A 25,413-nucleotide genomic window follows, 5' to 3' on the forward strand; every position below is an offset into this window, starting at 1 on the left:
TATATCAACAGGAAAAATTTTAAGCCGAAGAAGGGGCGCATCTACCCTGGAAAACTTAATATAGAGAAAGAATGATCGCAGATACTTTTATAAAACGACCGGTTACCGCCATTGTAATATCCCTGGTAATATTAATAGTGGGCATCCTGTCAATATCCAGCCTGCCTATAGGCCAGTACCCTGATATTACACCTCCAACCGTGTCAGTTAGCGGTAACTATGTCGGTGCTGATGCGTTAACAGTTGAGCAAACGGTAGCTACACCTGTTGAGGTGCAGGTAAACGGCGTACCGGGTATGACCTACCTGCAAAGTAACAGCAGCAGCAACGGGCAAATGAGCATGACGGTTAACTTTGATGTTGGTACTGATATTAACATTGCAGCCCTCGATGTGCAAAACCGTGTAGGTATTGCTTTACCAACTTTACCGCAGGAGGTACAGCGTTTGGGTATGGTAGTACGTAAACGTAACCCAAGTATCCTGATGCTTGTGGCCATGTTTAGTCCTAAAGGCACCCATGATGTCACTTTTACTGATAACTACACCAACGTATTTATAAAGGATGCTATTTTGCGTACCAAAGGAGTAGGTGACGTTGTTACACGTGCCGATGATTTTAGTATGCGCATCTGGCTTAACCCGGATAAACTTGCTGCGTTAGGTATGAGCGCTGCCGATGTAACCAGTGCCCTGCAGGAGCAAAACGCGCAGGTTGCCGCCGGTACTGTAGGTGCTACACCTCAGTTAAAAGGACAGACATTTGAGTATTCGGTTATTGTAAAAGGCCGTTTAGAGAAGCCGGAAGAATTTGGTAATGTGGTTGTTAAAACCCAGCCTAACAATGGGGGCATAGTACACTTAAAAGATGTTGCCAGGATTGAGCTGGGTAAATTCAACTACTCAGGTAACTCATTTGTTGATGGTAAAAGGGCATCTTATCTGCTGGTGTACCAGGCCCCGAACAGTAACTCGCTTGAAACTGCCGATAATGTATACGCTACGATGAATGAGCTTAAAAAGAGCTTTCCTAAAGATATAGATTACGTAGTTCCTTTTGAGGCCATAACCGTGGTAAAGGTTTCGGTAAGCGAGGTTATCGAAACGCTGGTTATTGCACTTGTACTGGTTATTATTGTAGTATTCCTGTTTTTACAAAGCTGGCGCACAACCCTCATTCCGGTACTGGCTATTCCGGTATCAATTATTGGTACGTTCATTTTCTTTATTCCGCTCAACTTTACTATCAATACGTTAACGTTGTTTGGTTTCGTACTGGCCATTGGTATTGTGGTGGATGATGCTATTGTGGTGGTTGAGGCTGTACAGCATTATATGGATGAGGAGGGTATGACACCTAAAGAAGCCACACAGCACGCTATGGCCGATATCTCGGCCCCCGTAATAGCCATTGCGTTGATCCTGGCAGCAGTGTTTGTGCCGGTAGGCTTTGTGCCGGGTATAGTAGGGCGATTGTATCAACAGTTTGCCATCACCATTGCCATATCTGTATTGATATCAGCTTTTGTTGCGCTATCATTAACACCTGCATTGTGTACGTTGATATTAAGGCCGCATAAGATAGATGAAAGCTCTCGTGGCTTAAATAAGTTTTTCTTTAAATTCAATACCTGGTTTACCCGCGTAACCGGTAAATATCGAAACACAGTTGATAAAAGCATTAAAAACTCAAGATACATTATCATTCTGCTGGTGTGTATCATTGTAGGGACGATACTTTTATTCAGAAGTAAACCATCTGGTTTTATCCCGCTGGAAGATGATGGTCGTGTGTATATTACTTTTGATTTGCCCGAGGCTTCAGCAACCGGCCGTACTGTTGATGTGTTGCACAACATGATGAGAACGCTTGATAGCGTACCGGAAATAGCTCATTACGCGGCGCTGGGTGGTTTGAATGCCATCAGCTTTGCAAGTAAATCAAATAGTGCAACCATATTCGTGCAGTTGAAACCTTGGGATGAACGTAAAGAAAAGTCGCAGCAGATAACAGCGCTTGTTGCACGGTTAAACCAAAAGCTCGGTAAGTATAAGGAAGCCAATGTTGTGGTGATCCAGCCACCGGCAATTCCGGGGTTGGGTAGTACAGGAGGTTTCTCGTTTATATTAGAGGAGAAACAGGCAGGTGGCGACATTAAGGTATTTGAGAAAACGCTCCGAACGTTCCTTGGCGCAATTAATCAGCGTAAAGAGATAGCAAGGGCCTTCTCGTTCTTTACTGCCAGTACGCCTGCTTACCAGTTAACGATAGACAGAGAGAAATCTAAAAAGCTTGGTGTAGCGATATCTGACGTGAACAATGCGCTGCAAACCTATTTGGGTAGTACCTATATCAACGACTTTACCATTTATGGTCGTAACTTCAGGGTAGTAGCCCAGGCCGATACCAGTTATCGTACCAATGTGCAAAACATAGGACAGTATTTTGTGCGTAATTCATCAGGAGCCATGGTGCCATTGAGCACACTTACATCATATAAGGTAATTGAAAACTCACCGTTGATATCGCACTATAACCTGTTCCGTTCGGCCGAGATTAACGGTAGTACCAAGCCGGGATATAGTAGTGGTGATGCTATTACCGCTTTGAAAGAGACAGCCGCGCAGGTATTGCCGCAAGGTTACGGTTACGAGTTTTCGGGCCTGAGCCGTGAGGAGTTATTATCCGGGTCAAAAACGGTATATATATTTGCACTGTCAATAGGATTCGTGTTCCTGTTCCTGGCTGCTTTGTATGAAAGCTGGTCGGTACCGTTCTCTGTGTTATTGTCAGTGCCCCTGGGTGCATTTGGTGCCATATTGTTCCTTACTTTCTGGCCTGATCTTACTAACAACGTTTATGCACAAATTGGTTTGATAACGCTGATTGGTTTGGCGGCCAAAAACGCCATCCTGATCGTAGAGTTTGCCAAGGAACGTGTAGACGCAGGCATGGAATTGGAAAAAGCTACGCTCGAGGCTGTCCGGCTACGTTTAAGGCCAATCATCATGACGTCGATGGCATTTATATTAGGTGTAGGTCCGTTGATGGTTGCATCGGGCGCCGGTGCTGAAGCCCGTAAAACCATAGGCTGGACGGTGTTTGGGGGAATGCTTACTGCTACATCATTGGCTATATTTATAGTACCGGTTTTATTTTACCTGATCACTAAAATGGCTTACGGTAAGGAAAAACTTGCCGAGCTTGAAAAAAATTATGATCCTAAAAAGCACGGACCGGAGGTATAATAATTGTTAAAGTTTTGTAAAAAGAGAGGCGCAAGTCTCTCTTTTTTACTTTCCGACAGGTTTGGTATACTGCTACACCTGGCTATTTAACCATTTATGCGCTCGAAATTAGGTGTTAGTAGACACTTTTGATGCTTATGCAGGGCAGTTTTTAATAAAACTATTCATCATAAAGTATATTAAACGGTCATTATTTTGTATTGACCTCATCGCATTAAATAATATTGATTTTCAATTATTAAGCCGTGTGTGATTGGATTAAACGCGGTTGTTTTATTAGTTTAAATAATATCCTGGATAGTGAATGATGCCAATAATGGCAAAGTATTTGTTAAGGAGGAGTTAATACAATGGAAAATTAAAAAAATCAACATTGTAGAATTTGACTAAAAAACACAACTATGAAAACAATGACTAAAATGATAGCTTCGGCGTTTACTGCGGTGGCTATCTTCATCGGAACAAATGTTAAAGCTCAAACTACACCAGCGAACGCACTACGCTTTGGGGTAGGCCTGGAAGCAGGTATCCCAACAGGTAACGCTCACGACATTTCAAAATTTGAGTTAGGCGGTACTGCTCGTTTGCAATATGGTGTAAGTAATGATTTAGCCCTTACACTTACCTCGGGTTATTACAATTTTTTTGGTAAAACCTATACTTCATCATTTTCCAACTCTACGTCAACAACTACAGTTACAGTTAAAGGCAGGTCTTTAGGCATAATTCCGGTAAAAGCCGGTATTAAAGCTTTTGTTGGCGATGGCTTTTATTTCGCAGGCGAAGTGGGTGCCGGTTTTGAAGTTCACCCACCAATTGCGGGGGGTGAAAAGAATACTAAACTTATCCTTTCTCCTGGCTTAGGTTACGCCACCAAATCATGGGATATTGGTGTGCGTTATGAAAACTTCTCGGGACAAAGCAATAACTATGGCCTGGTTGGCTTACGTTTAGCTTATGGATTTGGATTGTAATTTTTAATATACTTAAACAAAAAAATCCGCTTGCCAACAGCAAGCGGATTTTTTATTTCTGAACCGGGATTTGCGGGGATTTACCGGATTTATAGGATTGATTTTGCGGTGCAGACAATTAATATCCTGATAATCCTCAAATCCTAAAAATCAAGTTTCAGTTTATTATGCCAATTTACCCAACGCTTCTTTTAACCTTCTCATAGCCTCAATCAGTTTGTCTTCGGCCGCGGCATATGATAAACGGATTGAAGAAGGATCACCGAATGAATCGCCGCCCACGGTAGCTACGTGGCCTTCTTCAAGCAGGTAAAGGCTCAAGTCGTCAGAGTCATTGATCACGCGGCCATTGTAGCTTTTACCAAAGAACGAAGTAACGTTAGGGAAAAAGTAGAACGCTCCATCTGGCAGGTTTACTTTAATGCCTTCTATTTCGCTCAGCAATTTATAAACAATATCCCGGCGTTTTTTGAATGCGGCGCGCATTTCAAGCACGCTTTCCAAACCACCTTCGTAAGCGGCTATGCCGGCACGCTGAGTGATTGAACAGGTACCGGAAGTTACCTGTCCCTGCATCTTATCAAAAGCAGCAGCAAGTTCTTTAGTGCTGGCTGTGTAACCAATACGCCAGCCGGTCATGGCAAAGGCTTTCGACCAGCCGTTGATGATCACCACACGATCTTTGATATAGTCAAACTGCGCGATAGACTCGTGTTTGTCAACAAAGTTGATGTGTTCGTAGATCTCGTCGCTCAGGATGTAAACTTGTGGATGTTTTTCGAATACTTTAGCCAAACCTTCCAGCTCATCTTTAGTGTAAACACTGCCGGTAGGGTTACATGGCGATGAAAACATGAACAACTTGGTATTAGGAGTAATGGCTGCCTCTAATTGCTCGGGGGTGATTTTGAAGTTAGTATCAACGGTAGTGTTAATGAAAACGCTTTTACCTTCGGCCAATTTAACTACTTCACTGTATGAAACCCAGTAAGGAGTAGGGATAATTACTTCTTCGCCTGGGTTAACCAAACACAATACCGCGTTAGCGATAGCCTGCTTGGCACCTGTTGAAACAACTATGTCGGCAGCATCATAATCAAGATTGTTCTCGTTCTTCAGCTTGGCAACTACGGCTTTACGAAGTTCAGGGTAGCCTGCTACTGGTGTGTAGTAGGTAAAGTTCTTGTCCATGGCCTGCTTGGCGGCTTCCTTGATGTGTTCAGGGGTATGAAAATCAGGTTCACCAAAGCTAAGGCTGATCACGTCGACACCTTTAGCGGCAAGTTCACGGCCCAGTTTGGCCATTTTAATCGTTGCAGATTCGGACAGGTTTTGTATCCGGGTACTTAATGCGCTCATATAAATTATGTTATCGCGGCAAATATAGAAAATAACTTTACTGCTACTTACGCTTGTTATTTTTTAAATTTGCGGCCTAATACCACCCTTGCTTTGAATCAACAAAAAAGGATCATTTTAATTTCGCTTATAACGGGGATTGTGCTGATGCTGGCGAAATTTGGCGCCTACTTTTTAACAGCCTCCAATTTTGTACTTACCGATGCCGCCGAAAGTATTGTAAATGTAATTGCAAGCTCATTTGCCTTTTACAGTATCTACCTCTCGGCCCTGCCACGAGATGAAAACCACCCTTACGGCCACGGCAAGGTGGAGTTTTTTTCGGTTTTTATAGAAGGATCACTTATCGGCATTGCCGGGTGCATCATCATTGTAAAATCGGTTTACAGCTTTTTCTTTCCCAACATTATCCATGACCTGTTTACCGGTGCTATTATTATAGCGGCAACCGGAGCCATTAATGGCGTGCTGGGTTATTATATGATCCGTAAGGGCAAAGAGCTTCGTTCCATCACCCTTGATGCCGACGGTCGTCATTTGCTGGCCGATACCGTTACCAGCGTAGGCCTGGTGGTAGGTTTATTGTTAATTGAATTTACCAGGATTTTATGGCTCGATAGTGCATTATCTATATTGGTTGGTTTATATATAGTGTACAGTAGTTACAAATTGGTGCGTAAATCGGTAGGAGGATTAATGGATGAGGCAGATTTTCAGGTAGTGACCGGGATCGTGAACGTTTTAAGTGAAAAACGCCGTGAGGCCTGGATAGATGTACACAATTTGCGCGCGCAGAAATATGGACATGAGCTGCATATCGACTGTCACATGACGCTGCCCAACTATTTTGATCTGAATACAGTACATACTGAAATATCCTTGGTTGATAAGATGATAAATAACGATATGGGCATAAAAACGGAGCTTTTTATTCATGCTGACCCTTGTGTACCCAATTGCTGCCACTACTGCAGTATGCCCAATTGCCCTATCCGGTCGGAAGCAAAAAACGAAACAATAGCCTGGACAATGGAAAAGGTTGTACGTAATAAAAAACACTTTGAATAATGGAATACTTTAATGTAAGGGTTTACGGTCTGCTGCTGAACGATGATGATGAATTGCTCATAAGCGATGAACAGGAATACGGTGTGCGTTTTTCAAAGTTCCCGGGCGGAGGTCTGGAACTTGGCGAGGGCCTGATTGACGGGCTTAAACGCGAGTTTATGGAAGAGTGTAATATTGAGATAGAAGTTGTAGGCCATTTTTACACCACTGATTTTGCCGTAAAATCGGCATTTAACAACTCCCAGGTTATCAGTGTATATTATTTAGTGCGAAGCATCACCCCGGTTAATTTGAATATAAAGGCTGTTGCCTTTGATTTTGATGGGGAAGGAGAGGTGTTGCAGGCTTTTAGATGGGTGCCGCTTACCGCGCTTAGTGTGGCCGACTTTGAATTTCCGACAGATAAACGTGTGGTTGAACTTTTGCAGAACGAACTATGAACCTTACCGAAAGGGATTTAAAAGTAATATGGCACCCCTATACCCAAATGAAAACCGCGCAGCCGCCTGTAGGTATTGTACGCGGCGAAGGGGCACTGTTATTTGATGAAGAAGGAAAACAGTACATTGATGCAGTATCGTCATGGTGGGTAAACATTCACGGGCATGCACATCCTTATATTGCCCAAAAGGTATCAGAGCAGCTTCACAAACTGGAACATGTGATATTTGCAGGTTTTACCCATGAAGGCGCCGTTGAATTGGCGGAACGGCTGTTAGCAATTTTGCCGGCCAACCAAAAAAAAGCTTTTTACTCAGATAACGGTTCAACCGCTGTTGAGGTAGCTATAAAAATGTGCCTGCAATACTGGCTTAATAAAGGCGATCAGCGCACTAAGATCGTCGCGTTTAATAACGCGTATCATGGCGATACATTCGGGGCTATGGCCGTAAGCGGCCGCAGTGCATTCACTAAAGCTTTTGACAGCTTACTATTCGAGGTAGAGTTTATCGATATACCCAACGCAGAAAATATAGAAAGCCTCAAATCTCAGATCTCAGATCTCAAATCTCAGACGGCCTGCTTTGTTTTTGAACCATTGGTGCAGGGCTCGGCAGGGATGATCATGTATGAGGCTGAGTATTTGAATGAATTGATGGCCCACTGCCGTGAGGAAGAAGTGATGCTGATTGCCGATGAAGTTTTCACCGGCTTCGGGCGTACAGGCAAACCTTTCGCCACGAATCATGTAAATGTCGAGCCGGATATCATGTGTTTCTCCAAAGGACTTACAGGCGGCACGATGGCGCTGGGCTTAACTACCTGTACGCAGCAAATTTATGATGCCTTTTTATCGGATGATAAGTTGAAAACCCTTTTCCACGGGCATTCGTTTACGGCCAACCCGATAGCATGTGCTTCGGCATTGGCCAGCCTGGATCTGTTTCAACAACCCGAAACGGCAGAGAATATTGCCAGGATCAAAGCCGCTCATACTGCCTTTGCCGATAAGATCCGCAATCACCCTAAAATAAAAACCGTGAGGCAAACAGGCACTATACTGGCCATGGAGTGGGAAACCGGCGATAATACCTCATACTTCAGTTCGCTCAGGGATAAGCTGTACCATTATTTTTTATCCGCGGGGATCATATTGCGCCCCCTTGGAAACGTTATTTATATTTTACCGCCATATTGCATTACTAATGAGCAACTCAGTTATGTTTACAGCAAAATTGAGCAGGCTCTTGAAGAATTATAAATTATGCTGAACAAAATACTACCTACTATAATAGCCGATAACGAACTTCATTCGCGCTGGTTAAACACATTATCGTTAATGGAAAATACCGGCGCACGCAAGATTTCGGCCAGTGAAGACCCGCTTACGGTTACTTACATTATATTAAAGCACGCTGCCGAAGAGCACCGTCATGCCTTCTATCTTAAAAAGCAACTGGAAAAAACGGGTGTAACGTTACCAACCTACGCTGCCGAATACCTGCTGGCCCCGGGCTCAAGCAAGTATTATTTAAATCAGTTGGATGTGGATGTTTGCCGTTATTTAAAAAGTGAGCTGAACCTGAAAGGCGCTGAGCTCCGTTTTGCAGCTTACCTGTTGGTTACCTACGCTATTGAGGTACGTGCCGATGAACTTTATCCAATTTACCAGGATGCCCTTGACGAAGCAGGTAGCAAAGTAAACGTAAAATCGATCATTTTAGAGGAAGAAGGCCACTTGGAAGAGATGATCAACCAACTGCAGCATTTCTCGCCCGATTGGGAACTGCACGCTCAAAAAGCTGTTGAATTTGAAACCAAACTGTTTAATCAATGGCTTGAGCAGTTGGGTAAAGAATTGGCTTTGTAAGGAATAAAAAATATGTCATTGCGAGCGTAGCGCGGCAATCGCACTGAAGCTGAGCGGCTCTGTATAGCTACGAGATTGCTTCGTCGTTCCTCCTCGCAATGACATGAATAAACCTTAATACCCCATATACTCCGTAAACACCTGCTGCAAATAGGCTTTACCACAAGCAAGCGCCGCTTCAGTAGCATTTTTATCAGCATTTGGTTTGCTGTTATAGATCATGGTGCGGCCGGCGTTATCATATGAAACAGCCTGCCCCGGCTGCATAAAACCGAACCCGTTATCCCAATCAAAAAAAGCAAACTCTTTACTATTGGGATTCAAGAGATCTTTCGACCACTTAAACTGATTATGTGGCATACCTAACTGAGCCAGCAGGGTAGCTGCGAGGTCTGTTTGTCCGCCCAGTTTACTGTTTTTTTTACCACGATATTCGGGCTTGATCACATCGCCGAAAAACAAAAGAGGTATATGGTATTTAGCCGGGTCGTAAGCCTCGGCTGTATTACGCGGCAGGCGGTGACCGTGATCGGCCACCAGGATAAACAGTGTGTTTTTATACCAGGGTTGTTTTCTGGCCTGATCAAAATAAGCGTTCAGGCATGAATCGGTAAAATAGGCTGTGCTTCTGAATTTATTACTTACATCAGCGTCATCATTAAAATGGTGCTTAACAGGTAGTACAAAAGGCTCATGATTGGATGATGTTTGTACATAGTTAAAGAACGGCTGTTTTTGACGGGCCAAATATTGCAGGTTTCGGGTAAGCAGGTCATCGTCATAAACACCCCATTGTGTTTTTATATGGCTGTTATCAAAGCTGGCCTCGTCGATAATATGATCGATATTATGTGAAGTCATGAACTTATCAAAATTCATATAATTACTTTTGCCACCATAAAAATAAGCGGTTTCATAGCCTGCATCTTTAAACGATGCAGATAAAGCCGGAAGTTTTTTATGTTTAAGCGTATCGCTGATTATGGTACGGATTGCCTGTGACGGGAAGCCACTCAGGAGGGCTACAATACCCTTGTCGGTACGATCGCCTGAGGCATAAATGTTGTTAAAGAACAGTCCGTTTTTAATGAACTTTTCAAAGTTTGGCGCTACGCCTTTATCTCCTCCTAATGATTCTATCACGTCGGCTGTATAGCTTTCCATTTGGATGATTACTATGTTTGGGCGGCTGATAGTCAGGATTTGTTCTGTTGAATTGCCTTTAACATTATATAATTCTTCAACGGTTTTTGCGGCCTCATCCGGGCGGTCGTATAGATAGGGATTGTAAAGCGGGCGCAAATTTTCAAATACGTTATTGAACAGGTTCCACTCGGTGTTGAGGGCACTCTGGTTGAGGATTTGCTTTTCGGAGAAATAAGCAGAGTTCTGGCTTACCGGCTTAGCTTGCAAACCGCCGCGCATCATCACAAAGTTTACAAAAAGCAGCAGTGTAGTAAGCGAAACTTTAAGGCTTGGCCGGACATCAGGCTTTTTAAACTGATAATTGATGATGAGATGAGATAGCATTATACCGGTGGCCAGTAAGGCAATCCCGATAAAAATACATTTACCAACCGGCGATGATCCACTTGATGCGATTGCTTCTGAAGGTGCGTGATAAAACGAAGTAAACACCCTGAAACTAACTTTGGTGCCCCATTCACGGAAAATATTAAAGTTAAGTACCGTATTCAACGAAATGCAGAACAAGCAAAACCAAACATATACTTTTAGCCAGATGGGTTTTATTCTAACCTTTGGGATAAACCAGTTGATGGCAAATACAAGGATGGGAATGATACAGATATATGCTGTTGCCGATATGTCAAGCCTTAAGCCCCAGAAAAACGTTTGAAGGATTTCCCCGATGCGGGCGTGATCCAGCTTGTGCAGAAAATAGATCTCAAATGTCGCTCTCGTAATTGCGAAAAAAGCGATCCAAAAGATGAAGAATCTGAAAAAGCTAAAAAGGTTCTTTAACATTGGGGTAACAAAAATAGTATTTTGCCACAATGTTAAGGAACCTTTAATGAATTGTTAATGAAATATTCGATTATCTGCCGCCGCTCATAGCTTTCAGGTCATCCAGGGTGATCTTTTCAAAATCAGCAGGGATCCCGAATGTACCGGCAGGGTTTTTTTGTTCGGTAATACTTTTAACAGTAACCTCGGTGCTTTGACCTTGTGAAAATGAGGTGTATTGTACCGGGAAACCACCAACAGCGCGGTAGTATTTAGCAATAGCAGTTACAGGTACAGTAACATCATTAGTTACCCAGATATCATAAGTTTTATTGGCTTTTGCATCTGTAGCTACCACTTTTTTGCAGTTAAAACCCGAAATAACTTTAGTTTCGGTACCGGGAGCAAAGGTAAGAGTTGGTAATGAAGCCATAGCCTGGTCAACCTCATCAGGAGTAGCAACCGCAGCTTTCTTGATAGACGCAACAGGTACATCAACCATTACAACTAATGATTTACCATCGGCATCGGTTAATATTTTTATGGTAGCGGGCCCTGTAGTAAATTGCATAGCGGCCGAATCGGCGCGGAAATAACTTTTAGCTTCAACCTGTTGCCCCTGCATAGCTGTTGAAATAGTTACCACGCCCTCTTTGTAAGCTTTTTGGGCGTTTGCGCTGATAGCTGTTGCGGTAAGGGCAAGGCCTAAGGCAACATTGAAAATTTTAATGTTCATGTTTTGAGTTTGATTTAATGCCAAATTAATTTTTAATAATTAAAAGACAAATTTTTAGATAAGTAGTTTAATATGTTTTTCAATTAGATGCTGTCACGAACGATTTGTTACGTTTTAATATTACATAATTGACATGCAGGGCACGTGCCTGATCTGCAATAAATTGTACGGTTTTAGGGGCATTGGTGGCATCAATAATTATAGTATGATATTCGTGATTTTTATTAATAATAGCAAGCGGAATTTTAGGGCTCCCGGTTATGTATAGGTAGTCGGTTTTTTGTTTTACCGCGGATATGGTGTCCACATAATCTCTGTTCACAACAGCTATCGACCGATTTCGAAATTGAATAAAATTATTCTGTTTTCGTAAAAAGCCAGATCGGATATCCTGATTAGGTTGATACAAAGCGATGTCGTTTATTTTACAACTATCAAGATAGGGTTGGATAGAATAATGGTAGTTTTTGTCGGTATCAGTGAGGTTACTTAGTACAATAGCACGGTTACCGTTTTTAAAGATGATCCCCATGTTTTTACGCAGGTTTAAAAAGGCAATGCTGTTGGTGTTGTATGACCTGTATCGTTTTATGCTGATACTTACAGCTAACAAAAATATCAATGCAATACCTGCTCTCAGCAGCCATATTTTTCTATCGTACAAAAAGTAAAAAACGCATATGATAATAGCGTAAAGCAACAGGTACTCGGTTGTGGTAAGCCATATTTTGTTAATGCTTGCCAACGGCAGGTGCTCAAACCTGGCCAGTACAGCGTTCATGAGCAGGATGGTTTTTTCGAGGAGCCATGCAAGGCCGGCAGATATAAAGGGGATTTGCGGCAATAGCAGGTAAAAGATCCCGCTATACATAATAACAGCTGTGGGAACGATGATGAACAGGTTGCTAAACAAAAAATAAACCGGGAACTGGTGAAAATAAAAAGCGCTCAGCGGGAACGTAATAACCTGCGCGGCTATTGATACCGAACACAAAGCCCATAGTTTGTCGATCCATTTATTAGAAAAAGTAAACCATTTATAAACCACAGGTTGTAAAACTACCAGCCCGGCAACCGCGAGGTATGACAATTGAAAGCCTACATCTGTTATCAGCAAAGGGTTATAAAGTAATAATATAAAAGCCGATATAGCCAGAATATTTAAATTGTTGATGTACCGGTTGTAGGTTTTCCCGATGATAACCGTGCTGATCATCACCGCTGCCCGACAAACCGCGGGTGAAAAACCGGTTAACATAGCATAATACCAGATGATAGGAATAATGATGATCGCTTTAATCACCCTGCCATGCCTGAACCTGTTCAGGAAATTCAGCATAAATGCCAGCAAAGCCCAAATGATAGCCACATGAGCACCGGAAACCGATAACACGTGAATGGTGCCGGTTTTGGAATAGGCCTGCAATACATCTTCGCTTAAATCAGCTTTATAACCTAATATTAAGGTGGAGGCTACGGCTATAGCATTTGCATTGTGCATTTGGTTTTTTAGCTTTTCAACCATTTGTAGCCTTAGCGCCAGTGCATTTGCCATGAACATATTGCCGGCGTGTGATTGCACCAAACGGTATTGTCCCGGGTATAAAAACTCCTGGTAATAAATGTTTTGGTGCGCCAGGTACTTTTTATAGTTAAACTCGGCAGGGTTAAAAGGCGGGTCGATAGCAGTGTATTTACCGGGGACCAACAGTTCATCGCCATAAGCCAGGTGCATCGCAGCACTATCTTTTATGGTGATCATCAACGTCCCGGTTGCCGGGAGGGAATTTTTTTGATTGATGTTCGCTACAACGTTGGCCGTAAAATGGATCAGCCCGTTTTTTATTTGTGGCTCATTATTAATGCATACAAGCTGCCGTTGCGCGGGCAGCTTTGAAAAATGACCGGGATTATTAAGTTCGTTGTTGTTGATGACAGCTATCCAGCCAGCAAGAAACAATAACAAGTGAATGATGATTCCGCCAAGCCACCGCTTTTTATAAACTTTAAAGCGACTGTAATAAAAATTGAGCAGCAGAAATAACATCAGCAAACTGGCAAACCCAACAGCCAAGGGCATTAAATAAGCGACAGACCTTAAATTGATCCCAACGCTTATACCTAACAAAAAGGGAATCAGTAAAATAACAACCGGGATCTCGCCCTTGTGGTTAGCGATCATATATCTTACGGATTGTTATAGCAGGTGACAGCATGGTTATAGGTTAACCCGACGGTATTTTAGAAATAAAGATAGTTTTTATGCGGAAGATTACAACTGGTCGCGTACCTCAAGCAGGAATTTTTTGAGATTTTCGAGCGAATCGATAACGCGCTGGTTATCCCTGGTATCGCCCATGTTGTTTTTAAGATGTTCTTTTGCTCCGTTTAAAGTGTAGCCCTTATCACGGATGAGGTGGAAGATGATCTTGAAGTTTTCAATGTCTTCGGGGGTGAAATACCGGTTGCCTTTTTTGTTTTTCTTAGGTTGCAGAACATCAAACTCTTTTTCATAAAAACGTATAAGCGACTGATTAACATCAAACATGGCCGATACCTCGCCCATGGTGTAGTACATCTTGCTTATCTCACGTTCTTTATACGGCATAATACAAATGTATCTATTTGATTTCGGAATTGGGAATTTCGATTTCGGAATTTTCTTTGAATCTGATCCATATAATTATATATTTATGGCTCTAATAACCTTATGACTATTAAACTATTGATAACATACACGCTGTGTGTGTTATGTACTATGCGGTTAAGTGCCCTCGAAGTTGATTCGGCTGTAACCATAACCTCCTTGAAAAATGAGTTTCGGTTTAATTGGAACAGCAAAGATAACCGTGTAGAGATCATCCAGAAACTTAATAATATCTACACCAGTAGTGCTTACCAGGTTAATTACACGGTATCTGAATTTTACAACAACAATATCTCTATTGATAATATAACCTGCAAAGTTGACGGCCGCACTCCCCGCGGTTTTAAACCTGAGTATACTTATTACAGCAATAATGATATTTTTTATTCGGACGAACGGTTGTGTTACTTTACGCTCGATCTGGCAAAAAAAGGAAGTATTGGCAATGTTACTTTTGAAGAAACCGTTAATGATCCCCGCTATTTTACCAATATTTATTTTGCTGATAACCTGCCGGTCCAACAAGGCGAAGTTAGTATCGAAATTCCGCGCTGGATGAAGGTGGATATTAAGGAGTTTAATTTTAATGCTTTTAATATTAAAAAAAGTACCGTTTATAACAGCAGCAATGATGCCGATATTATAACATATAAGTTTACTAATATCCCGGCAATGAAAAAGGAATTGCATGGTCCGGGCCCAACCTACGTATATCCGCATTTGCTCATCATGTGTAAATCGGCGATTGTAGGGAGTAAACAATTTACTTATTTCAATACTCTTGCCGATCTTTATGCATGGTACCACGAGTTAGTAAAGGATGTGGCCGGCGACCCCGCGCTGTTACGTACTAAAAGTAATGAGCTCACTGCAGGGTTAACTAATGATTTAGATAAAATAAAAGCCATATTTTATTATGTTCAGGACAACATCAGATATATAGCATTTGAAGATGGCATAGCAGGTTTTAAACCTGAAAAAGCCGACGAGGTGCTAAGAAAAAAATATGGTGACTGTAAGGGAATGGCCAACCTCACCAAAGCCCTGCTTGTATCTGCAGGCTTTGATGCCCGGCTTTGCTGGCTGGGTACAAAACATATTGCTTATGATTATCAAACACCCTCAATGGCAGTTGATAATCATATGATTTGCGGGTTGCCTTATAAAGGCAAAACCTACTATCTTGATGCCACTGAAACCTATATAGGTATTAATGAATATGCTGAAAGGATACAAGGCAGACAGGTTTTAATGGAAGATGGTGATAAGTATATTCTCGGTAAAATACCATACGCGCAACCTCAGCAAAATGTAAGCAGCGAAATAAGCAAACTCTATATAAATGGCGCAAGCCTTGCCGGTGAAGTGAGCAACGTTTGGAAAGGAGAGGATAAAGAAGCAGTATTAGCCGGAATAAATAGCATTAAGCATGAAAATGTCGAAGATGTTATGAAACATTATCTTGCTGCGGGTAATACCGATTATGCCATCAATAACCTTGTTTTAAGTAGTACAAGCAATCCCGACAAAGATTTAAATGCCGGGTATGATGTTGACCGTAAAAGTGGAATATCTGCTTTTGGTAAAGAGTATTATATTGATCTGGATAACCGTAAAGAGCTTTCGGGGGCTGTCATAGCTATTGATGAGCAAAAAAATGATTACTGGTTTTCAAGAAAAGACCAGATTGCAACCGAGACCGAACTCACGCTGCCGCCAGGTTATAAAGCTGCAAGCATACCGCCCGGCGTTAACATATCCAGGCCGGGGTATGAGTTTCATATCAGTTACATCAGTTCGCCCGGAAAAATCACTTATAAAAAAACGTTGCTCATAAATAACACGCTGCTTACAAAGGCAAATTTTGCGCAATGGAACCAGGATATTGAACTCTTGAATAAAGCTTACAACGAAAATTTAGTTATAAAACCTGTATCACAATGAAAAAAACATTACGTTTATTATTTTTCTTTCCTCTGTTTGCTATGACCGCGGGTGCGCAAAACAATAACCAAACCTACGCGGAAAAAGCAGCCGAAATTCAGAAGGAGGTTTGGGGGACAACCGTGCCTGAATTTGCAACCACAAAGGTGCCTGTTAATTTAAGTAATGAAAGCGCCGTGGTTTTTGCCAAATCATACAGCATGCAAAGATCGCTGACCAATAAATTTAAATTTATGATCATCACGGCGTCATCAACAACTCGGGCACTCAAGCTTACCACTTTTCACGAACGGGTTAAGATAAACGACAAATCAGCACTTGAAGATTTTTCAACTATATCTTACCAAAAACGTCTTGATGAAAGCGTACATATTTTGAGCGCTAAATTTTCCATGACACATGATACCTACATTGGGGCTAAGATCATTAAGCCAAGCGGCAAAGAAGTTGTGGTAAACACAAGCGAAGAAGTTCTGATAAAAAATGAAAAGAAAGATCAGGTAAGTAAACTTGCCATATCCGATTTGCAGGTTGGTGATATACTTGATTATTACGTGAGCACTGTCGACGTAAACGAAAATGCAAGTACCGATAATTTTGCTGATAACGATATGGTTTTTGTATTGGCCGGCGAGTATCCTGTTTTATACAGCAGCTACGATTTTCAATATTCAAAAAAAGATAATGTAAAGCATATTTGTGCAAATGGCGCCCCGCAGTTTAATATAAGTACGAACGCAGCAGGCGACCAGATATACAGTTTGAAGGTCAGAGATCAAGCCAAGTATTCCAGTGAATTTTGGACTTCCAAGTTTCGTCAGTTCCCTTATATCGAAATCAGCAGTTCACACACCATGGGTTTTGTAAAGTTTGTTTCGGGTGGTAAAGCAGGTGAAAGCGCTGCTGATAGGTTGCAGGCCAATAAGGCAATTTTTGAAGGCACTTTTACCGAACGGAACATTCCTTACTTCAGCGATGTTGTTGATCGTTTAAAAAAATATTTCGACGGTAAAAAGAACATTAAAGCTGTACCGCTTGATAGCGCTATGAAGGTGCTTTACAATATCAGGAAAGGGATGGTTTTTGGTAGTTATAGTAAAGATGATGTTGGCAAAGTTGATGAAATCAATTATCGTCGTATGTCCTCAAAGTTTAATACGGTTGTTATGAGCATGGCTTTAAATGATCTGAAAATAGATCATGACGTATTGTTGGTTTGTTCGCGTAATGCTAATACACTCGATAATATCTTTAATTACAGTGATTTTGACGCCTGCATCCGCATAAACGATACAAAGCCGCTATATATGTTTTTTGATGACGCCGCAACTCACTTTAATGAGATACCTCAACGCTTTCAGGGTGAAAAAGTGATTGTGCTTACTCCTAAGCGGGAAAGTTCAACCAAATATTCGTTTACTGAAGGTACGGCAGTTTTGCCCGTAATGCAGGCCGCTGTTAATAATATAAATGAAGACATTAAGGTATCGCTTTTGCCGACCAATATGCAAAAGATAAAGATACAGAGGTTGGTTAAACAAACAGGTTTGATGAGGCATGATGATCAGTTACGTTTACTGCCGGTAGTTGATATTGATAACATCCTTATGGAATTATCTAAGAGTGAAAAGCTGGAAAAACGACTGGCAGAAAACCCCGAAACAAAAAAACTGCGTGATGATTTCAGCTACGCATTTTCGGATGATGAGTCAAAGTCAGTAAAGAAATTTACATCTGAAATAAAAACCCAGTACGAGCAGGAGCCAACCCAGGTTACAGATTGTAAAATTATTAATGCCGCTCTTGATAACAGCAGTCCGGTTTTTCAGTATTCGGAATCATTTGTATTGGATAATTTGGTAAAAAAAGCGGGCAATAATTATATTATTGACGCCGGTAAACTTGCAGGATCGTTTTACAAACTGGAAGAAAAAGAACGAAAACGCACTTATGACGTGTATATGCCATGTTCCCGTAGTTTTAAATACACCATAAACATTGCTGTGCCACAGGGATATACAGCCAAAGGCCTGGAAGAAATAGCGGCTAAAAAGACTAATAAAACCGGTTCGTTTTCGTCAGAAGCAACCCTTAACGGTAATGTTGTAACTATTGTGATAACACGTGTTTACAATAATAATTTTGAAAAAGCAGAAAACTGGCCGCTCCTTAGCGAGGTGATTGACGCTTCAGCGGGATTCAACGCGCGGAAAATACTGTTTGAGAAAAAAAGTTAATAACTGTTGAAAAAGAGTACGGATACAACATCCGGACTCTTTTTCAACAGTCTCTATAATTGCACCAGCAATTATTTTTTATGTCCGCTAAATCTGTATCGTATGGCTATTTGGTTTCGCTCCAGGGTAGGGAGGAGGCTTTGCCTGCTAAAAAATCGGCTTTGCGGCTGGCCATGTCCTTAGCTTGTTGTTCAAGCACGGCATCGCTTTCATTATCTATGCGGTAATTATAGTCCAAACTATCAAGAAAAGCCAGGAGCACTCGTTTCTCCTGTTCGTTTTGAATATCAACTCTTAAAGTTTCCATAAACAAATTTACACCAAATATGATAAATTGTTTAATTGTATCGATGAATGGGAGGGTTAATATGATGTAATCAATAAATAAATCCGAAATCGAAAATCCGATATCCGAAATAATTGAAAATCCTATCTTTGCTTCCTATGACTGCTACCGAAATACGACAGGCTTTTCTTGATTTTTTTGTTTCAAAGGGACATACCATCGTTCCTTCGGCTCCAATTGTAATTAAAAACGACCCAACCCTGATGTTTACCAACGCGGGGATGAACCAGTTTAAAGATATATTTTTAGGCGAGGCGGCACCCAAGGCCTCCCGCGTGGCGGACACCCAGCGTTGTTTACGAGTGTCCGGCAAGCACAACGATTTGGAAGAGGTGGGTATCGATACCTATCACCACACCATGTTTGAAATGCTGGGTAACTGGAGCTTTGGCGACTATTTTAAAAAAGAAGCCATTGCCTGGAGCTGGGAACTGCTTACCGAGGTGTACAAGTTGCCTAAAGACCGCCTGTACGTTACCTATTTTGAAGGTGACGAAAAGGAAGGCCTCGAAGCTGATACTGAAACCTACGAATTATGGAAACAGTACGTAGCGGAAGATCACATCCTCCGTGGTAACAAAAAAGACAACTTTTGGGAAATGGGCGAAACTGGTCCGTGCGGTCCTTGTTCGGAGATTCATTTTGATAGCCGCCCGGATAATGAGCGTGCGGAAGTAAGTGGTGCTACATTGGTAAATGCCGACCATGACCAGGTTATCGAGATCTGGAACGATGTATTTATGCAATTTAACCGCCTTAAAGGTGGTGTATTGCAGCCACTCCCTAATAAGCACGTTGATACAGGGATGGGTTTTGAGCGTCTGGTACGCGTGTTGCAGGGCAAAACATCAAACTATGATACCGATGTTTTTCAACCGATGATCCAGTTCATTGCCGAAAAATCTGGGAAGAAATATTATTCTTCTGCTAATCCTTTTAATGATCAACTTAGTGATGAGGAAGTTGATCAAAACGGGGGAAGTGGTGATGGCGCAGGAGATGGATTTGGTGAAGGTTTTGGTGGCGGATCTGGAGCAGGAGCCGGCGAGGACGACGGCTCTGGTTATGGAGATCGATGGGGACAGTATACTGATAATTGGAATAACGCGGTTGCTATGCGAGTAATAGCTGACCATATTAGAGCTATAAGTTTCGCGATTGCCGACGGGCAACTACCTTCAAATAATAAGGCTGGCTATGTGATTCGTCGAATTCTACGTCGTGCGGTAAGATATAGCTATCAATATTTGGGATTTAAGGAACCATTTGTAAATCAACTGGTACCAATGTTGGCTGAACAGTTTAAAGGCGTATTTGACGAGTTGTATAACCAAAAAGAGTTTGTACAAAAAGTTGTTTTAGAAGAGGAAGCATCTTTCTTGAGAACATTATCATCAGGTATCAGGAAATTCAGGGAAGCTATGTTTGGAGATGTGAAAGTAATTTCAGGAAAAGTTGCTTTCGAATTGTCTGATACTTATGGTTTTCCAATTGATTTAACTGAATTAATGGCTCGCGAAAATGGGCTGACAGTTGATTTAGACGGGTTCGAAAAGGAGCTCCAAGAACAGAAAACTCGTTCCCGCGCTGCCACTGCTATCGATACCGGCGACTGGATCGTATTAAAAGACGATGAATCGGTTGAATTTACCGGTTATGACGAAACCGAAACCATTGCCCATATTGTAAAATACCGCAAGGTAACCGCTAAGGGCAAGGAGCAATATCAATTGGTATTGGATAAAACACCTTTCTATGCTGAAAGTGGCGGCCAGGTAGGGGATAAGGGCGAACTGGTTTTTCCTGATGGCGAGATTATCCTCGTTACGGACACCAAAAAAGAAAACGGACTGATAGTTCATTTTACAGATAAACTTCCGCAGGATATTGACGATGCTTTAACAGCTATTGTTGATCCTGCCTTACGCAGCCAAACCAACAGTAATCACTCGGCCACGCACCTGCTGCATGCTGCCATGAAACAGATCCTTGGTACGCACGTAAATCAAAAAGGTTCATTGGTGAATGCCGATTACCTGAGGTTCGATTTTTCACACTTCGCTAAAGTTACCGATGAGGAGCTGGCGCAGATCGAGGCTATTGTTAACCAGAAGGTGCGCGAAAATATTCCGCTCAAGGAAGAGCGTAGCGTGCTGTATGCCGAAGCCATCAGCAGTGGTGTAACCGCCCTGTTTGGTGAAAAATATGGCGAGTATGTGCGTGTAATTACTTTTGATGATAGCTTTAGTAAGGAGCTTTGCGGCGGTACACATGTGAAAGCTACCGGGCAAATTGGTTTCTTCAAAATTATTGCCGAAAGTGCTGTAGCTGCCGGTGTTCGCCGTATTGAAGCTATTACCGGTGTTGCTGCCGAAAAATATATCGTTACCCAAAATGCTTTGGTTAACCAGTTAAAAGAACTGCTTAAGAATCCAAAAGACCTTTCAAAAAGCATTGAAGGCTTGTTGGACGAAAACGCTAAACTGAAAAAGGAGATCGAAAAATCGATCCTTGAAAAATCATCGGGCTTAAAAACAGAGTTGGCTCAAAAAGTTGAAGCCATTGGCGATATCAATTTCATCGCCCAAAAAGTAGCCCTGCCTAATGCCGACGCGGTTAAGAACCTGGCTTACCAGCTTAAGGATATCGTATCGAACCTGTTCCTGGTGCTGGTTGCTGATTTCGATGGCAAACCAAGCATTACCGTGATGATTGCGGAAAACCTGGTGAAGGAAAAAGGCCTGCATGCCGGTAACATCGTAAAAGAGCTGGCTAAAGAAGTTAAAGGCGGTGGCGGCGGTCAGCCGTTTTTTGCTACCGCGGGTGGCAGTGATGTAAGCGGATTGGATAAAGTATTAATGAAGGCGAGGAGCTTTGCGGGGTAAAGAGGCTGTCATGCTGAGCCTGTCGAAGCATGGTGGGTAAGGCCTCTGCGCGCGACCCTTCGACGGGCTCAGGGTGACAGGCCCTCTATAGCAAATAGCATTTCACCGTTCAAACCGGATGCCAAATTCCCATGATGTGGTGTATAGATAATCTAATAAAAGTAAAAAGACCACTTCTGTTGAGGCGGTCTTTTTACTTTTATATTTTTTAGGGGAAAGCCTGTTGGACAATTAATGGTGGTGACCATTTTTTTGCCCACGGTGTTCAACTACGCGGGTACGTTTTACTACGGTTTTATGTGGCTTTTGGTAATGGTTTACTACCCTGGTACGGTTAACCACATGTGTGCGGTTTACTACCCTGGTGCGGTAGTTGTCTCGTACTATAACATTTTTTGTACCGCGGTAGCGGGCATAGGTATCACGGTCGTGTGTAAAATAGGTATATGCTCTTGGGCGGTTTACGGCCACTTTGTAACCTGTTGCAATGTTGTAGCTGGCATAGCGTGGCGGCAATGATCGCCTCCAAACCCAGTTTCCGCCATCCAAATAAACGTATTGATGAGTAGGGACATAATAGTAGCTTTCTACATCGGGTAAGTAGTAATAATTAATACCGGCATATTCGGCGGGCGGGTTCCATAAGCCAACGTTTAAATTTACACTTACCTGTGCGTTTGTCCTGGTAACCGAAGCTGCAAGTAAAAAGCATCCTGCAAGCATTCCTAAAATTAATTTTTTCATGGTGTCTGTCTAAATATGAACACTTATTCAATTTCTGTGCCTGACAAATAAATAGACGGCGGCGGATACAGAAAGTTTAATCATGCTGATGACAGGCATGTTTGATTTGAATATTTTCATCAACTGATCTCCAATCATGGGGTATAATCTCTATAACCCCTACCTTACAACTATATAATTGCACTTTTACCGTTGTTTTAAAAGCAAAATGGTGTTGTTACTGTATTAATCTTTATATATTTGACTTTTATACATCAGTAAAATCATAGCTGAATTTTTATTTTTATGACAGTTCTCGCAGACGGGGTAGCTGAAAAGTACGAGTTGGTGATAGGCCTCGAAGTACACGCACAGTTATCTACATCAAGTAAGATATTCTCGGCAGATTCGGCTGCCTTTGGTGCCGAACCTAACCGCCATGTTAGCGCGGTATCGCTGGGGCATCCAGGCACTTTGCCCTTTATTAATAAAAAAGCGGTTGAATATGCCGTTAAAATGGGCCTGGCCTGTAATTGCACTATCAACCTGAATAACAGCTTCGCCCGTAAAAATTATTTTTATGCCGATCTGCCTAAAGGCTACCAGATTAGCCAGGACCAGGCGCCTATTTGCCTTAACGGTTATGTGGCCGTGAAACTGGCCGATGGCACTGAAAAGAACATAGCCCTGCACCACATTCACATGGAAGAGGATGCCGGGAAAAGTATGCATGATCAGCATCACGCCGATTCACTGATCGACCTGAACCGCGCCGGTGTACCGCTGGTGGAAATCGTATCTGAACCAGATATGCGCAGCGCCGAAGAGGCTGGCCAGTTCCTGACCGAAATGCGTAAAATTCTCCGCTATCTTGATATTTGCGATGGTAACATGGAAGAGGGCAGCATGCGCTGCGACGCTAATATTTCGGTACGGCTTAAAGGTGCAACTGCCTATGGTAACCGTTGCGAGGTAAAAAACCTTAACTCCATCCGTAACGTGCAGCGTGCTATTGAGCATGAGTTTGCTCGCCAGGTAAACATTATTGAAGCCGGCGGCCACATTGATCAAAATACGCTGAACTTTAATGCCGATACAGGTGAAACTTCAGTGCTCCGTTCAAAAGAAATGGCCAACGATTACCGCTATTTTCCCGAGCCGGACCTTCCGCCCTTGAAGCTTACCAATGAGTATGTCGATAATATCCGTAAAAGTCTGCCTGCATTACCCGGTCAGTTGTATCATAAGTATACAGAGCAATTAGGCTTAACCGATTATGACGCGTCGGTTATCACTGCTGATAGGGACACCGCCTTTTATTTTGAATCGCTGATAAAATATACCGATCATTATAAAGCTGCTGCTAACTGGCTGATGGGTGCTGTACGCTCATACCTGAATGATCATAACCAAACCATTGGTAACTTTGCTGTTACGCCGCAAAACCTTGCCGCCCTCATCAAACTAATTGACACCGGGGTGATAAATAATTCTGTAGCTTCGCACAAATTATTTCCTGTCATGATCAAAGAACCCGGCAAAAAACCGGATGATCTGGCTAAGGAACTTAACCTGCTGATCAGTGCCGATGGTGATGATGTAACCCGTTTTATAAAGGATGCCATCGCAAAATATCCTGATAAGGTTAAGGAATACCAAAAGGGGAAAAAGGGGGTTTTAGGCCTGTTTATGGGCGAGATCATGAAAAGCTCAAAAGGTAAGATCGACCCGCAGAAAACTAATCAGCTATTGATAAAGGAATTAGAAGCTAAGTAAATGAAAGTTAAAAATCTGGCTGCCGGCGCACTGTTATTGCTTAGCGCGGGCATGTACTCTTGTAAAAACGAATCACAATTTAGTGTTTCGGGAACTATCAAAAATCCGGGTAACCTTAAAGCTGTTTATTTGATTGAGGCCGATAGCTCGGGCTTAAAGGTTGTTGATTCTACTTCGTTAGGCGAGGGCGGTAAGTTTGAGTTTAAACATGTGGCGCTTTACCCAAACCTGTTTAAACTTCGGGTAGGCAATACCGGTCCGCAGGGGAGCGAAATGCAGGGCGAAAACCTGTACGATTTTATTGCTAAAAATGGCGATGATATTGAGTTTGAAACAGACAATAACAATAAAAACCACGAGTATACTATCAAGGGTTCCGATGATTCGGACAAGATAAAGGAGTTTAACCGCATCAGTAATCTTTACGGGGATAAAAATACTAAGCTTTTTGCCGAATACCAGGAAAAATCTCGCGGTGAGCGGAACGATTCGCTGCTGAAAATATATATGCCTATATTTTTAAAGAATATGAATGAAGGCGGCGAGGCGGTTTTAAAATTTGTGAACGATAATAAAAAATCGCTTGCCGGCTTTTATGCAGCTACCACGCTCGATCCTACCAAATATGAAGCCCAGCTTATCAAATTTGCTGATGAAATCAGGGGCGATTTTAAGGATAATACTACGGTACAAAAGTTTATTGCGCAGATGGATAAGGCTAAGCCGATCTCTCTTGGTCATAAAGCGCCTGAGTTTACCATTAACGGTATTGATGGCAAGCAAATTAATTTGTCTGATTACAAAGGCAAATATGTAATGATTGATTTTTGGGCTTCATGGTGCCAGCCTTGCCGTCAGGAAAATCCTAATGTGGTTAAACAGTACAATGCCTTTAAAGGTAAAGGCTTTAACATCTTAGGTGTTTCCCTTGATAAGGACAAAGCACCGTGGCAAAAGGCTATCAGCGATGATAAGCTTGCCTGGGCCCATGGCTCGGATTTAAACGGCTTTGAAGGCGCTACAGAAAGGCTTTACCGTATTGAAGCTATCCCTTCAAATTTCATCATCGATCCGCAGGGAAATATTGTTGCCAAAAATATTACAGGCGCCGATCTTGAAGCTTTTTTAAATAAAACATTTAAATAGCCTCAACTTAGGGTTAATATAAGGTAACGTTTAACAATTTGTTAATAT

The 25,413-nt window shown here is 42.2% G+C and carries 18 protein-coding genes; 11 read left to right on the plus strand and 7 right to left on the minus strand.

Annotated features, from left to right (window positions below; translation table 11 throughout):
• Positions 1-71 precede the first annotated feature (71 nt).
• Together J3L18_RS04195 and J3L18_RS04200 are read left to right on the plus strand one after the other, a co-directional pair.
• Positions 72-3,248 carry an efflux RND transporter permease subunit gene (locus tag J3L18_RS04195; RefSeq protein ID WP_129569668.1) on the plus strand — a complete coding sequence of 1,059 codons (3,177 nt, stop codon included), beginning with the start codon at positions 72-74 and terminating at the stop codon, positions 3,246-3,248.
• Positions 3,249-3,649: 401 nt separating this feature from the next.
• Entirely contained in the window at positions 3,650-4,222 is a 573-nt protein-coding gene (locus J3L18_RS04200) for a hypothetical protein (RefSeq protein WP_090526363.1), read from the plus strand.
• Between the two features lie 165 nt (positions 4,223-4,387).
• Here the strand turns inward: J3L18_RS04200 and J3L18_RS04205 are convergent, their stop codons facing one another.
• Entirely contained in the window at positions 4,388-5,581 is a 1,194-nt protein-coding gene (locus tag J3L18_RS04205; RefSeq protein ID WP_189549242.1) for a pyridoxal phosphate-dependent aminotransferase, read from the minus strand.
• Between the two features lie 93 nt (positions 5,582-5,674).
• Between J3L18_RS04205 and J3L18_RS04210 the strand changes: the two genes are divergently transcribed.
• The 4 genes from J3L18_RS04210 to J3L18_RS04225 are packed head-to-tail and all read left to right on the plus strand — an operon-like array spanning position 5,675 to position 8,960.
• Complete coding sequence (locus tag J3L18_RS04210) at positions 5,675-6,649, plus strand: cation diffusion facilitator family transporter (RefSeq protein ID WP_091162900.1); 975 nt, start codon at positions 5,675-5,677, stop codon at positions 6,647-6,649.
• Positions 6,649-7,089, plus strand: a complete 441-nt coding sequence (locus J3L18_RS04215; protein ID WP_091162137.1) for an NUDIX domain-containing protein — start codon at positions 6,649-6,651, stop codon at positions 7,087-7,089. Before J3L18_RS04210 ends, J3L18_RS04215 begins: the two co-directional genes overlap by 1 nt.
• Positions 7,086-8,351 (plus strand): adenosylmethionine--8-amino-7-oxononanoate transaminase, encoded by a 1,266-nt coding sequence (gene bioA / locus J3L18_RS04220; RefSeq protein WP_129569669.1) that lies wholly within the window; start codon positions 7,086-7,088, stop codon positions 8,349-8,351. The genes J3L18_RS04215 and bioA overlap by 4 nt, the downstream gene beginning before the upstream one ends.
• Positions 8,352-8,354: 3 nt before the next feature.
• Positions 8,355-8,960, plus strand: a complete 606-nt coding sequence (locus J3L18_RS04225; protein WP_208102503.1) for a hypothetical protein — start codon at positions 8,355-8,357, stop codon at positions 8,958-8,960.
• 114 nt (positions 8,961-9,074) lie between these two features.
• Here the strand turns inward: J3L18_RS04225 and J3L18_RS04230 are convergent, their stop codons facing one another.
• From J3L18_RS04230 to J3L18_RS04245, 4 genes are all read right to left on the minus strand, one after another.
• Complete coding sequence (locus J3L18_RS04230; RefSeq protein ID WP_129569670.1) at positions 9,075-10,946, minus strand: LTA synthase family protein; 1,872 nt, start codon at positions 10,944-10,946, stop codon at positions 9,075-9,077.
• Between the two features lie 70 nt (positions 10,947-11,016).
• A complete protein-coding gene (locus J3L18_RS04235; protein WP_091162144.1) occupies positions 11,017-11,661 on the minus strand; it encodes a DUF4412 domain-containing protein in 645 nt (214 codons plus the stop codon).
• 79 nt (positions 11,662-11,740) lie between these two features.
• Positions 11,741-13,843: a ComEC/Rec2 family competence protein gene (locus J3L18_RS04240; RefSeq protein ID WP_129569671.1), complete on the minus strand. Its 2,103-nt coding sequence runs from the start codon at positions 13,841-13,843 to the stop codon at positions 11,741-11,743.
• Positions 13,844-13,933: 90 nt separating this feature from the next.
• A complete protein-coding gene (locus J3L18_RS04245) occupies positions 13,934-14,269 on the minus strand; it encodes a MerR family transcriptional regulator (protein ID WP_112655836.1) in 336 nt (111 codons plus the stop codon).
• 102 nt (positions 14,270-14,371) lie between these two features.
• On the opposite strand from J3L18_RS04245, the gene J3L18_RS04250 reads away from it, so the two are divergent.
• Both J3L18_RS04250 and J3L18_RS04255 read left to right on the plus strand, forming a co-directional pair.
• A complete protein-coding gene (locus J3L18_RS04250; protein WP_129569672.1) occupies positions 14,372-16,252 on the plus strand; it encodes a transglutaminase-like domain-containing protein in 1,881 nt (626 codons plus the stop codon).
• Positions 16,249-18,489, plus strand: coding sequence for a DUF3858 domain-containing protein (locus tag J3L18_RS04255; RefSeq protein ID WP_129569673.1), 2,241 nt, complete (start codon positions 16,249-16,251; stop codon positions 18,487-18,489). Before J3L18_RS04250 ends, J3L18_RS04255 begins: the two co-directional genes overlap by 4 nt.
• 106 nt (positions 18,490-18,595) lie before the next feature.
• Here J3L18_RS04255 and J3L18_RS04260 read toward each other — a convergent pair whose 3' ends face one another.
• Positions 18,596-18,796, minus strand: a complete 201-nt coding sequence (locus tag J3L18_RS04260) for a hypothetical protein (RefSeq protein ID WP_091162154.1) — start codon at positions 18,794-18,796, stop codon at positions 18,596-18,598.
• A 137-nt stretch (positions 18,797-18,933) separates the two neighbouring features.
• Here J3L18_RS04260 and alaS point away from each other — a divergent pair, with 137 nt between their 5' ends.
• A complete protein-coding gene (gene alaS / locus J3L18_RS04265) occupies positions 18,934-21,720 on the plus strand; it encodes an alanine--tRNA ligase (protein WP_129569674.1) in 2,787 nt (928 codons plus the stop codon).
• 231 nt (positions 21,721-21,951) lie between these two features.
• On the opposite strand, the gene J3L18_RS04270 is transcribed toward alaS, so the two are convergent.
• Positions 21,952-22,464: a hypothetical protein gene (locus J3L18_RS04270; RefSeq protein WP_091162158.1), complete on the minus strand. Its 513-nt coding sequence runs from the start codon at positions 22,462-22,464 to the stop codon at positions 21,952-21,954.
• A 285-nt stretch (positions 22,465-22,749) separates the two neighbouring features.
• Here J3L18_RS04270 and gatB point away from each other — a divergent pair, with 285 nt between their 5' ends.
• Together gatB and J3L18_RS04280 are read left to right on the plus strand one after the other, a co-directional pair.
• Complete coding sequence (gatB, locus tag J3L18_RS04275) at positions 22,750-24,219, plus strand: Asp-tRNA(Asn)/Glu-tRNA(Gln) amidotransferase subunit GatB (RefSeq protein ID WP_129569675.1); 1,470 nt, start codon at positions 22,750-22,752, stop codon at positions 24,217-24,219.
• Complete coding sequence (locus tag J3L18_RS04280) at positions 24,220-25,365, plus strand: TlpA disulfide reductase family protein (protein ID WP_129569676.1); 1,146 nt, start codon at positions 24,220-24,222, stop codon at positions 25,363-25,365.
• Positions 25,366-25,413 lie beyond the last annotated feature (48 nt).

The organism is Mucilaginibacter gossypii (genome assembly GCF_017569325.2).
Lineage (GTDB): Bacteria > Bacteroidota > Bacteroidia > Sphingobacteriales > Sphingobacteriaceae > Mucilaginibacter > Mucilaginibacter gossypii.

What these genes read in the sequence shown, in the direction of transcription:
- J3L18_RS04195 (WP_129569668.1), top strand. Translation starts at nt 72, where the DNA reads ATGATCGCAGATACTTTTATAAAACGACCGGTTACCGCCATTGTAATA.
- J3L18_RS04200 (WP_090526363.1), top strand. Translation starts at nt 3,650, where the DNA reads ATGAAAACAATGACTAAAATGATAGCTTCGGCGTTTACTGCGGTGGCT.
- J3L18_RS04205 (WP_189549242.1), bottom strand. Translation starts at nt 5,581, where the DNA reads ATGAGCGCATTAAGTACCCGGATACAAAACCTGTCCGAATCTGCAACG.
- J3L18_RS04215 (WP_091162137.1), top strand. Translation starts at nt 6,649, where the DNA reads ATGGAATACTTTAATGTAAGGGTTTACGGTCTGCTGCTGAACGATGAT.
- bioA (WP_129569669.1), top strand. Translation starts at nt 7,086, where the DNA reads ATGAACCTTACCGAAAGGGATTTAAAAGTAATATGGCACCCCTATACC.
- J3L18_RS04225 (WP_208102503.1), top strand. Translation starts at nt 8,355, where the DNA reads ATGCTGAACAAAATACTACCTACTATAATAGCCGATAACGAACTTCAT.
- J3L18_RS04230 (WP_129569670.1), bottom strand. Translation starts at nt 10,946, where the DNA reads ATGTTAAAGAACCTTTTTAGCTTTTTCAGATTCTTCATCTTTTGGATC.
- J3L18_RS04235 (WP_091162144.1), bottom strand. Translation starts at nt 11,661, where the DNA reads ATGAACATTAAAATTTTCAATGTTGCCTTAGGCCTTGCCCTTACCGCA.
- J3L18_RS04240 (WP_129569671.1), bottom strand. Translation starts at nt 13,843, where the DNA reads ATGATCGCTAACCACAAGGGCGAGATCCCGGTTGTTATTTTACTGATT.
- J3L18_RS04245 (WP_112655836.1), bottom strand. Translation starts at nt 14,269, where the DNA reads ATGCCGTATAAAGAACGTGAGATAAGCAAGATGTACTACACCATGGGC.
- J3L18_RS04250 (WP_129569672.1), top strand. Translation starts at nt 14,372, where the DNA reads ATGACTATTAAACTATTGATAACATACACGCTGTGTGTGTTATGTACT.
- J3L18_RS04255 (WP_129569673.1), top strand. Translation starts at nt 16,249, where the DNA reads ATGAAAAAAACATTACGTTTATTATTTTTCTTTCCTCTGTTTGCTATG.
- J3L18_RS04260 (WP_091162154.1), bottom strand. Translation starts at nt 18,796, where the DNA reads ATGGAAACTTTAAGAGTTGATATTCAAAACGAACAGGAGAAACGAGTG.
- alaS (WP_129569674.1), top strand. Translation starts at nt 18,934, where the DNA reads ATGACTGCTACCGAAATACGACAGGCTTTTCTTGATTTTTTTGTTTCA.
- J3L18_RS04270 (WP_091162158.1), bottom strand. Translation starts at nt 22,464, where the DNA reads ATGAAAAAATTAATTTTAGGAATGCTTGCAGGATGCTTTTTACTTGCA.
- gatB (WP_129569675.1), top strand. Translation starts at nt 22,750, where the DNA reads ATGACAGTTCTCGCAGACGGGGTAGCTGAAAAGTACGAGTTGGTGATA.
- J3L18_RS04280 (WP_129569676.1), top strand. Translation starts at nt 24,220, where the DNA reads ATGAAAGTTAAAAATCTGGCTGCCGGCGCACTGTTATTGCTTAGCGCG.